At 29.2% G+C, this 11612-nt stretch carries 11 protein-coding genes; 10 read left to right on the top strand and 1 reads right to left on the bottom strand.

The window, feature by feature from the left end:
• Positions 1-120: 120 nt before the first annotated feature.
• From H0I29_RS01225 to H0I29_RS01180, 10 genes are all read left to right on the top strand, one after another.
• On the top strand, positions 121-339 hold the full coding sequence (locus tag H0I29_RS01225) for a helix-turn-helix domain-containing protein (RefSeq protein ID WP_218754134.1): 219 nt from the start codon (positions 121-123) through the stop codon (positions 337-339).
• Positions 336-662: a HipA N-terminal domain-containing protein gene (locus H0I29_RS01220; protein ID WP_218754133.1), complete on the top strand. Its 327-nt coding sequence runs from the start codon at positions 336-338 to the stop codon at positions 660-662. The genes H0I29_RS01225 and H0I29_RS01220 overlap by 4 nt, the downstream gene beginning before the upstream one ends.
• Positions 662-1648, top strand: coding sequence for a type II toxin-antitoxin system HipA family toxin (locus H0I29_RS01215; protein ID WP_218754132.1), 987 nt, complete (start codon positions 662-664; stop codon positions 1646-1648). Before H0I29_RS01220 ends, H0I29_RS01215 begins: the two co-directional genes overlap by 1 nt.
• Entirely contained in the window at positions 1645-4857 is a 3213-nt protein-coding gene (locus H0I29_RS01210; protein WP_218754131.1) for a type I restriction endonuclease subunit R, read from the top strand. Before H0I29_RS01215 ends, H0I29_RS01210 begins: the two co-directional genes overlap by 4 nt.
• A 73-nt stretch (positions 4858-4930) precedes the next feature.
• Positions 4931-6196: a hypothetical protein gene (locus H0I29_RS01205; protein ID WP_218754130.1), complete on the top strand. Its 1266-nt coding sequence runs from the start codon at positions 4931-4933 to the stop codon at positions 6194-6196.
• On the top strand, positions 6178-6675 hold the full coding sequence (locus tag H0I29_RS01200) for a TIGR00725 family protein (protein WP_218754129.1): 498 nt from the start codon (positions 6178-6180) through the stop codon (positions 6673-6675). Before H0I29_RS01205 ends, H0I29_RS01200 begins: the two co-directional genes overlap by 19 nt.
• On the top strand, positions 6668-7465 hold the full coding sequence (locus H0I29_RS01195) for a polysaccharide deacetylase family protein (RefSeq protein WP_218754128.1): 798 nt from the start codon (positions 6668-6670) through the stop codon (positions 7463-7465). Before H0I29_RS01200 ends, H0I29_RS01195 begins: the two co-directional genes overlap by 8 nt.
• On the top strand, positions 7452-9056 hold the full coding sequence (locus H0I29_RS01190; protein ID WP_218754127.1) for an arylamine N-acetyltransferase: 1605 nt from the start codon (positions 7452-7454) through the stop codon (positions 9054-9056). Before H0I29_RS01195 ends, H0I29_RS01190 begins: the two co-directional genes overlap by 14 nt.
• A complete protein-coding gene (locus H0I29_RS01185) occupies positions 9053-10138 on the top strand; it encodes a phytanoyl-CoA dioxygenase family protein (RefSeq protein ID WP_218754126.1) in 1086 nt (361 codons plus the stop codon). Before H0I29_RS01190 ends, H0I29_RS01185 begins: the two co-directional genes overlap by 4 nt.
• Positions 10128-10949: a M20/M25/M40 family metallo-hydrolase gene (locus tag H0I29_RS01180; protein WP_218754125.1), complete on the top strand. Its 822-nt coding sequence runs from the start codon at positions 10128-10130 to the stop codon at positions 10947-10949. The genes H0I29_RS01185 and H0I29_RS01180 overlap by 11 nt, the downstream gene beginning before the upstream one ends.
• Before the next feature lie 91 nt (positions 10950-11040).
• Here the strand turns inward: H0I29_RS01180 and H0I29_RS01175 are convergent, their stop codons facing one another.
• A complete protein-coding gene (locus tag H0I29_RS01175) occupies positions 11041-11601 on the bottom strand; it encodes a hypothetical protein (RefSeq protein ID WP_218754124.1) in 561 nt (186 codons plus the stop codon).
• Positions 11602-11612 lie beyond the last annotated feature (11 nt).

Genomic DNA, 11612 nt, shown 5'->3' with positions numbered 1-11612 from the left:
GCACTATCCATGTAATTAACCATTAATAAATCACAAAACAACTCTAATAGTGCGTTAAAAAGCACTTATTGTATTGTTGATAAATAAAATTGCATATATTTATATTAAAAGAGCCATATAATGCACTATAAAACATTATTAGAAACCGTAAAAGCACGTAGAGAAACGCTTCAAATAACACAAGAAATGCTTGCAGAGCTTTCTGATGTTGGTTTGCGCACACTAAAACAATTTGAAAGTGGTAAAGGCAATCCAACCTTAGAGACGTTAACCAAAATAGGAAACACTCTAGGTATGGAACTCACGTTTACTGTTAAAGACTTAAATGCTAACTCATGAGACAAGCCCAAGTATTATATAAAAAAGAAGCTGCAGGTGTGTTAACGCAGTTAGACGATGGTAATTTTATATTTACCTATCATGATAAATGGTTTCATGATTCAACTAAACCAGCTATTAGTTTAACCTTACCCAAAACACAACAAGACTATACATCGACATATCTATTTCCTTTTTTTTATAATATGTTACCAGAAGGTACTAATAAACAAACGGTTTGTTTCGAAAATCGAATTGACACAAAAGACCATTTTGGCATTTTAATAACAACTGCAAAATATGATACTATTGGAGCTGTTCAAATACATAAAATAAATAATTAATGGGTTTGCCAAAAATAAATAATTGCCCAAGCACACTAGCTGTTGACAATATATCGTATAGCAACACCGCTTTACGACGCGTATTTAATGGTAAAAAGGTAAGCGCCATTTTACCGTATGATTCGCCAGCAAGTAACGCTATTACAGATGCTTTATTTACCAATAATAGAAGTCGAATGTCTATTTCTGGTGTGCAAGAAAAATTTTCGGTCTTATTAGAAAAAAATAAATTACGCTTAATAGAAGAAGGAGAGCAAGGACAATATATTTTAAAACCAATTCCAAATGTTGGTAAAAACGCGAATCAAATGCCAGCTAATGAGCATGTAACTATGCAAATTGCACGTCAGGTATTTGCTATGGAAACCGCAGAAAATGCGCTTATTTTCTTTAAAAATGGAGATCCAGCGTATATTACAAAACGTTTTGATGTTAAAGATGATGGTAGTAAATGGGCTCAGGAAGATTTTGCTTCGTTAGCAGGTAGAACACCGCAAACACATGGTGAAGATTTTAAATATTCAGGTAATTATTTTGAGCTTTTCCAGGTTTTAAAAAAGTACACACCTGCTTATACTGTAGAATCTATAAAATTATTTAAGCGCATTCTTTTCAACTATTTGTTCTCTAATGGTGATGCACATTTTAAAAACTTTTCATTAATAGAAACGCCTTTAGGAGATTTTAAATTAAGTCCTGCTTACGATTTATTAAATAGCAGATTACATATAGATGATAAAGATTTTGCGCTAGATGATGGTTTATTGCCACCAAATTTAGCACAAGGAAAAGTAACTGAACAGTTCTATGTTTTAGCTGAACAGGCTGGAATTTCAAAAAAACAAGCTAAAAAAGTCTTTGAAGACCTAACTTCTAAGCAAAATGAAGTTTTAACACTTATTGAAGCCTCATTTTTAAATGACAAATCAAAACGAAATTATACACAAGGGTATCAAACCAGATTAAATAAATTAGTAAGACCATGAGCTACGAATATTCAGAAGACGGTTTAATAGAAAACGCAACACAAGATGTTTTAGAACAATTGGGTTGGACCGTGGTTACTGCATGGCATAAAGAATCTTTTGGAGAAACGGGTTTATTAGGTAGAGAAGATAAAAGCGAAGTAGTGCTAACACGGTACTTATTACAAGCGCTTAAAAAATTAAATCCAAACCATCCAGCGTTAGCGTATCAGCAAGCTGTAGATAGAATCACTCAAAATGTAGCAGATCAAACATTAGGGAGCATCAATAAAGAAAAAAACCATTTACTTAAAAACGGTGTTCCTGTAAGTTACACCAATGATAAAGGAGAATTGATAAAAACCAAACTAAAGGTTTTCAATTTTAATAATTATACAGACAATCATTTTTTAGCAGTCCGTCAACTAGAAGTTTTAGGCGAATTGTATTTAAGACGACCAGATGTTATTGGTTTTGTGAATGGGATTCCGTTGGTATTTTTTGAGTTAAAAGCACATCATCAAGATTTACGTCATGCATATAACGATAACTTAAAAGATTATAAAGATACCATTCCACATGTATTTCATAATAACGGATTTGTTATTTTAAGTAATGGATTAGATGCAAAAGTAGGAACCATTACTAGTAAGTATAAATACTTTTTAGACTGGAAACGTATAGAAGAAGATGAAGAAGGCGAAGTAAGTTTAGATACCATGTTACGTGGTACTTGCGATAAGCATCGCTTAATGGATATTTTTGAAAACTATTTGTTATTTGATAATTCACAAGGTGATATAGTGAAATTAATGGCTAAAAACCACCAATACATTGGTGTAAATAAAGTAATAGAAAATGTAAATAATATTGAAGATTTAGAAGGAAAGTTGGGTGTGTTTTGGCATACGCAAGGTTCTGGGAAATCGTATTCTATGGTGTTTTTATGTGAAAAGATTCACCGAAAACTAGGAGGTTCTTATACCTTTTTAATTGCTGTAGATAGAACCGAATTAGAAAATCAATTATACGATACCTTTTCTGGTGTTGGCGCAGTGAACGATAAAAACAGTATTGCAGGAAAAAAGAAAGGGATGACTGGTCGTGAGCATTTACGCGAGTTATTGTCTGAAAATCACAGATATGTGTTTTCATTGATTCATAAGTTTTCGATAGATCCAAAATTAGAAACCGAGTATCCATTAATTACAGATCGTAAAAACGTGATTGTAATTAGTGATGAAGCACACAGAACACAATCTGGAACTTATGCAAGAAATATGCGTTTTCATGGCTTGCCAAATGCATCGTATTTAGGTTTTACAGGAACTCCAATTATAAAGGAAGAAGAAGAGCTAACCAAAAATATCTTTGGTGAGTACGTTTCTGTTTACGATTTTAAACGTGCTATTGAAGATGAAGCAACTTTGCCATTACGTTATTTAAATAGAGGTGAAAAACTAGATATTACCAATCCGGAGTTGGATGATAAAATGGCTGCCGTTTTTGAAAATGAAGATTTAGACGACGACCAAAAGAAGAAATTAGAATATTTATTTAGTCGGAATTATCCGATTCTTACAGCACAGCCACGTTTAGATGCTATTGCAAAAGATTTAGTTTGGCATTTTAACGAAAGAGGTTATCAAGGAAAGGCGATGTATGTTGCTTTAGATAAACCTACAGCGGTTAGAATGTACCAGATGATTCAAGGCTATTGGCCAGAATACCTAAAAGAATTAGAAGAGCGCATTAAAAACGCAGAAGACCAACAAGATGAACAAGAACTAAAACGTAAATACAACAAAGTAAAAGAAACAGAGGTTTGCGTTGTAGTAAGTAGCGAGCAAAACGAAGTAGATAAATTCAAAAAAATGGATTTAGATATTGAAGTGCATCGTAGAAAAATGGTGGAGCGCAATCTTGAAAAAGAATTTAAAGATGAAGAGAATCCATTTCGTTTAGCCATAGTTTGCGCTATGTGGATAACTGGTTTTGATGCACCTTGTGTCTCGACAGTATATTTAGACAAACCTATAAAAGGACATACGTTAATGCAAACCATTGCAAGAGCAAACCGTGTGTATGACGATGAAAAAGAAAACGGTTTAATTGTAGATTATGGTAATGTGTATAAGCAATTAGAACATGCGTATTCGGTTTATGGAGAAGGAGGGAAATCTGGAGGGAAAGATAAAGGATCAGGAAGTCCTGTAGAGCCTTTAGAAGATGTTGAGGTAGAATTAAAACAAGCTATAAAAGATGTTAAAGCCTATTTAAAAGAATTGAACTTTTCGCTTCAAGATTTAAAGGATGCAAAACCAATGTCTAAAATTGCTAAAATTAAAGATGCTACAGATTGTGTGTGTTTAAATGAAACCACGCGTACAACTTTTGAAATGATGGCAAGAAATGTATTTAGAAAATACAAAGCCTTGTTTCCTAATGATAAATTAAAGAAACATGTTTCAGATTTTAATGCAATTGAGGCTATTTATACAGCTTTAAATCAAAATGTAAAATCAGCAGATGTAACACAAATTATCATGGAATTGCAAACCATAGTAAGTGATAGTGTAGTTGTTCAAAATAATGAATTAAATGAGGACGAAGAAGAAGTGTATGTTGATTTATCCTCTTTAGATTTTGATAAATTGAAAGCAGCATTTGCTAAAACGCCTCGTAAAAACACATTGGTTTTTAACTTACAAGAAGCTATAGAACAGCAATTGGAACAAATGCTTAAAGAAAATCCATTACGTATTGAATTTTATGAACGTTACAAAGAAATCATAGATGAATACAACAAAGGAAAGAGTCTAGAAGATACGGTTAAGACGTTTGATAATTTAAATGATTTTATAAAGGACTTATCTTTTGAAGAACAACGTGTGGTTAGAGAGAATCTTAAAGACCAAGAAACTTTAGCTATTTTTGATTTATTAAAAGAAGGAAAGGAATTAACAACTAAAGAGCTTAAAGAGGTTAAGAAAGTTGCTGTTAAAACGTTAGAAACTCTAAAGTCAGAAAAGCTTAAAGTTGAAAATTGGAGAGAAAGCAGACAAGTAAAAGCGCAAGTAAAAAGTACTATTTATGATAATCTACTGTATTTACCAGAAGATTTTTATAATGATGAAGAAGTAGGTTTAAAGACAGCTAGTGTATATCAACATATTTACTCTAATTATTATGGTAATAGCAAGAGTATTTATAATCAAAGAGCTAGTTGAAAGGCTTAAATAATATGATCCCTTTACCACTCATTCCATTATTTAAAAAAGAAGTAAAGGCAGAAAAAATTAAATGAATAAAACAGAAATAAACATAATATTTTCAACAAAGAACATTGAAAATACTACGAATTTGTTGTGGAGTATTCTTGAAAAATACTCTTTAAAAAAAATAAAGAATTATAGTTTAACTATAACCATTTTTGATAAAACGCTTACACAGAATATACTTACTGCTATTAAACAATTTGATTTATGTATTAATGTAATCGGTCAATCTAAAATTAAAGAATTAGAAGAAAAACATTCTAAATTTATTTACTCAGCTAATTGTAGTACTAAAATAGACAGTATACAAAGAGCAAGAATACAACAACAGATATATATTATTGAAAACTATGATCAGTTTAAAGATTCAATTATTTGGCAAGTAGATGACGATATTCTTTTTGGGAAAAGTAACTATAAAAAGAACCAACATACTGTAACTTTTACAATTGATTACTTTTCGAAAATTGTTGAGTTTTATAACGAGAATAAAAGTATCGACGCTATTATTGCTCCCACATCTTATGTGCCTCCAATACCTTCTTTGTTATATTGTAAGACACAATTAGAAGATGTTTTTAATGGTGAATATATAGCGAGAGAGTCTTTTAATTCAGAGGAGTATCATGATTATTATAATCAGAACAACACAGAAAAGTATTACTCAATTTTCCTTTCTGAAACACAAGATAAAAATGAAATTGTAAAAAGTATTCTTGCAGGCAAACCTATTACTAAAGTTGCTTTTAATGAAAAAGAGAATCTCATACCTAAGCAAAAAAAGTCAAAACTATTAAGGGGTGGTAATTTTATTGTTTTCAATATAGATGTTTTTAGAATACCACATTTTGGTTTCTCAGAGAACAATCATATTCCTGCAAGACGTAGCGATATGATACATTCTCATTTGCTGTTGGAATTAGGTTTTAATGTTGTAGATGTTAATTATTTTACACTTGTGCATAATAGATCATTTGCAAATTCATCGATTGAAAACTCTACAGAAAAATACTTTTCAGATATGATTGGTTCTTTGCTTATTCAGTATTTGTATAAGGGAAAAAAAGAATTTGATAATCGTTTTCAATTTCATCAAAACCACATAAAAAAAATATTAAAACTGTTATATGAAAATATTAATGAAAATGAATTTAGAACCGAAATAGGTAAATTAAAAGAGTTAGATGTTCAAATTAATTCTTTGGATAAAGAACATTTTATAAATGAATTTGAAGATTTTAAAAGAATTAAAAACCAATTAATAATAAAATTATGCAAATTGGCATCATAGGGTCAAACGAAAGCCAGTGTTCTAATGAGTTATATGAATTTGCTTATACTCTGGGAGCTTTTTTAGGACAAAAAGGATATACCGTTTTAAATGGAGGAATGCAAGGTACAATGGAGGCGGTTTCAAAAGGAGTGAAATCTATTGGTGATACAAAAAGTAAAGTTGTTGGTGTTTTGCCATTTGAAGATGCTAAAAAAGCAAATAAATATTTAGATATAACAATACCAACAGGTATTGGTTTTGCTCGTAACTCTGTGTTGGTTTTGTCTTCTGATATTTTGATAGCCTTAGGAGGTGGTGCAGGCACATTAAATGAGATTAGTTATGCTTGGCAATTTGGTAAAAAAGTATTCTGTTATACAGGAGTAGAGGGATGGAGTAAGAGGTTAGCGGGGCAAAATTTAGACGATCGAAAAGAAGGTTTATTAGTCGGTTTTAACTCAATTGAGGAACTTTGTAAATTATTAACTAATGATTGATATTTTAATGTTTCATAGGGTATTACCTAGAGAAAAGATAGATGTTAATGATGCTTATTTTATTAGAGGTACACTTATTTCTCAAGAGCGTTTAGAAAATATAATAGCTCAATATTTGAAAGAAGGTTTTATTTTTAAAACGATTATAAATTTTAAAGAAAATTCAAGATCTAAACAGGTTGTATTAACTTTTGATGATGGCTATATTGATAATTTTCTATACGTAAAACCTATTTTAGAAAAATATAATATTAAAGCTACATTTTACCCTGTTATAGGGTATTGTAAGGAACAGAAAATAGCCCCGTTAGATTATTACTATCTATATGTTAATAAGAATATAGGCAGTGAAAACAAAGAAGATTGGATTGTAGGGAAACAAAAAAAAGAGTTTTTAAGTCTTTCTATTAATGAACAGAAATTATTTGTTAATACCCTTTTTTCTAGTGAACCTAAAACAAAGGTTTCCTATATGACTACAAAACAATTAAGAGAACTTCAAGATTTAGACCATGAGATTGGTGGTCACTCTTACTATCATAATATATACACTAAACTGAGTAAAAAGGAGATAATAGAAGATGTACAAAGAACAAGAAAATCTTTGCAAGAAATAGGGATTAATATAAAGTCTTATGCCTATACAGACGGACAATATAACGCTAAAACCATAGATATATTAAAAGCTGAAAATATAGATTATGCATGTGCTATAAAATCTAGTAAGCTTGCAAAGAATTATAATTATGAATTAGAAAGAATATTTGTGACTGAAAATGAAATTATCTAATACTGAAATAAATATTTTTTTGAATTTAATTAAGATCAATAAAGATTTAAAAAATGTTTCCATCGATTTTTTGAATTTATTATCATTAAAAGTTGCAGAGAATATACCTTGGCAAAATATTACAATGATTACTAATGGTTTAAAAAAAACACCTACTTTAGAGAGTATTAAAATAAATATGCTTAACGGTAAGGGAGGTATTTGTTTAGATATTAATAGATTTATGTTTTATTTTTTAAGTCAAATTGGCTTTGATGTTCAATATATTCTATGTGGTAGAAACCATAAAGATAAAAGGCATATTGCTATAGTTGTTAGGATTAGTAATATTCCTTATTTTATAGATTTTGGTGATGCGCAACCTTATTACCAAGCTATAAGTTTAATAGATAATAAAATTATAAAAAGGGGATTAATTTCGTATAGAATTAAAAGAGTAGCAAAGGAATATTATCTATATATAAAAAAGAATAGTGAATGGGAAATTCAATATGTGTTTGATCTCTGTATTTACAAAGAAGTTGATTTTTTATGCATAATAGAAAATTATTATAATAATATTTTTTATGGGCCATTTTGGAAAGCAGTTCACTTAGCTTACTATCCTAATAAAAAATTAAGAGCCATTAAAGGTACTACTATTCTAATTGAAGACGATACCAGTAAAATAAATAAGATAAAACACACAAATAGCAGTTCTTTTAATAAAAGGCTTCCAGAATATTTTGATAAAAATATTCTAAACCAATTTCTTATCACTAAAACAATTAAAAGACTGAAAGAAATAAATTTAGTTGAAAGGTTTGGTGTTGATGTATCAAAATCCGAGTTAGATACGTTTTTAGAAAAAATAGAGATATCTAAAACTGAAATTAGTTTGCCTTTTCTAAATAAATTTACAAGCCAAGTTTTGCACAAAATACCTTTTCAGAACTATAAAATGATTGAAAGAGGGTTTAACTATATTCCTAAAGGAAAAGATATTAAAGAAGATATGCTTTCGTTAAATGGTGGGACTTGTGCCACTATGAACATTTTTATAGGTGCAGTACTTTATAAGCTAGGATTTAATGTTTCATTAATAAATGGAACAATGATGAAAAAAAATGACCATATAGCGATTTTATTAAATTTAGAGAACAAGTTTTATACAATAGATTTAGGAGATGGGCAACCTTATTTTGAGCCAATACCTATTGATCAAAACATCACTAAGGAGCACCTTTTTCGTACGTTTAGAACTGTTTATAATTCAAGTGATCTAAGAATAGATTTTCTAATAAAAGGTAAATGGTTAACGGATGTAACATTACATTTAATCCCTAAAACATATAAACAAATATATAAAACACTAGAACAACATTATACTCAAAAAGAATTTGGCCCTTTTTGGAATGGAATTAGATTTGCAATTTATCCTGATAAAAAAATAATAGCAGTAAGGGATAGGATTTTTATTGTTCAAAAGAACAATTCTATAGAAAAAATTGAAATAAAAAATAAAACACATTTAAAAGAACTTACAACTCTGTACTTGCCTAAATTTAAAAAGAAGATAGTTAAATGTTTTACTAAACAAAAGATGTTATGATATCTGTAAATGATCTTAAATTATACAAAGAAAACGGATACCTAGTTATTCGAAATTTTTTGTCAACTCAGAAAATTGAAAAATTAAATACTAATTATGATAATTTAAGAAAGAAATTAGCAAAACAATCATTCATAAAATATTCTGATTATCAAAAGGAGATTTCTCAAATAAGAGATATTTGGAAATATGATAAGGAGTATGAACAATTAATATTGGAAGGAGAAATAGCAGAAATAGCTCCTTTATTTTTTAAAGAAGCAAGTTGTAGGTTGCTTCATGATCATGTTATAAACAAACCTCTTAAGAACAACGGAACAGTGCCTTGGCACCAAGATTATACTTATTGGCCAACAGATAATCCAAATGGGTTATCAATATGGTTGCCTTTTAATGATCTGGATAAAGATGCAGGCGTTTTAGAAATTATACCCAAATCTCACCTTTGGGGTGAAGAAAAACCGATTGACTTTATAAATGATACTAAATTTTTTTCTGCTGATGTTATAAAACACCTTACTGTAAAAAAGGGTGATTTAGTTATTTTAGATGCTCTTACTTGGCATAAAACTTCAGAGAATATTTCGATAAAGGAACGAAAAGCATATATTTCATTGTGGATACCTACAAATTCTAGATATACTCCTAAACACGCTAGTTGGCATCCTGTTAATGATAATATAACTGTAAAAGAAAACGAAGTATTAAATAATGATTGGTTTCCTGTTATTGGAAAAGAAGTTATAAACAATCAGAACCATATTTATATGGATAATTCTTCAACAGAAAGCATGTCGAAAATTACAATGTTCAATGCTTCAAAAATAGCCAAAAATTTCCTTCAAAGACATCTTAATTTAAAAAAGGATATTTGGACATATTTGTATATAGATCAAAATAGATACAAAGCAATTGACATACTTATAGCTAGATTTAAGCTTAATAAAAATAGTATAAATGAATTAAATGAAGTTTTGCTTTCAATGGCAATTAATGGTATTGCTTATCAAAATCACAGAGGAAGAAACGTATATAATAAATCTTATTTAAAGTTTAAAAAAATATTTAAAAATGAAATTTAACACTAAAAAATATCTAAAGGAATTAAGTTATTTAGTAGCTAATAATGCGGTTCCAACTAATTTAAAAGGTCTTAATAATAATGTGGATTTTATAATGGAAAAATTAAAGACGCTTGATTTTAAAGTTGAAATAATTGGTAAAAACACGAATGAACCAATTATTTATGCAGTAAAAAAAAGCTATAAAGATGCACCAAAAATAGGTATATATAGTCATTATGATGTAGAACCAACAAATGAAGAAAAATGGAATTCTCTTTCTACTGAATTAACTCTAAACGACGAACGTATATTTGGTAGAGGTGTTGCAGACAATTTAGGTATTTGGCTTTTAAGAATGTATGCGATTGAAGAATTAAAAGAAGATGAAAGACCTGAAATTCATTGGTTGTTTCAAGGTCAAGAAGAGATAGGGTCACCATTTGCACATGAGCAATTTCCTTTAATAAAAATACCAGAAGTAGATGTTTGGATAGAGGAGACCGGTTATTTTGATTTAAGTACTTCTCGTCAACGTTTTCTGACTTTAAATGAAGACGCTAAACTGGTTAAAGGAAAAGAAATGGTAACATCTCTTCTATCTGAATATGAATTTACATCTTACACAGAAAACAGAAGTCTAACTAAATTTGATGCTTGTCCTTTTTTAACACATATTTTAAAAAAGCAGCCTTATTTGGCTATTGGTCCTAATGATGAGTATTCAAAGATTCATGAGCCGAATGAGAGTTTATCTCTGCCTTTAATTGAAAAATCATTTGAGCAGTTTAAGGAATTGTTAAGGTATTATGTGAAAGAATTAAAAATGTAATTGGTAAAGCTTGTTCAGTAAAATTTTTATTGTTATCTATAAAAGATTATTTTACCTTTGTTAGGTTCATAATATTTTTGGATTAAAAACATTATATAATTACAATTTCTTGATGTCTTGTTAAGCAATCATCTTTAACCTTTTTTAGTATTACATTTTGATAAGTAAAGTTGATTAAAAGCGTATTGTTGTTAAAAAAAGAATTAAGAAGTTGAAATGAAAGTAGATTGATATCAAAATTGTCAAAACCTATTTTATAAACCCCTACACAACCAATCACAGTTTCTTTTAAGTAGATTCCTTTTTCAAATTGTTGTTTTTTAAAGTCTATTTTATTTATTTTATAAAGGGGAAATAGAGTAGTGGTGGTAACTAAATCTTCAAAAGGAATTTTGGCTAATTTTTTTCTACCAAACCAAATCTCTATTGTAGCATTTTGCAAGTGCAACAAACCTCCAAAAGTATCAATAATTAAATCATCAATTTCTTGTATATTATTTTTAAAGTATTGATAAAATGAAATATCTAATAATGCTTCCTCAATAGGCAGTTTTATTTTAGAGGCAATAATTTGGTAAGATTTTATCGCATTTTCATTTGATTCTAATAAGTGAATCCAGCAGCCTTGTCCGTAACATTTTATGGTAATCATTTTAGAAGTAT

The sequence above is a fragment of the Polaribacter sp. R2A056_3_33 genome, from assembly GCF_019278485.1.
Taxonomy (GTDB): Bacteria; Bacteroidota; Bacteroidia; order Flavobacteriales; family Flavobacteriaceae; genus Polaribacter.
The sequence above is the reverse complement of the archived record's forward strand: the minus strand, read 5'-3'. Positions and strand labels throughout refer to the sequence as shown.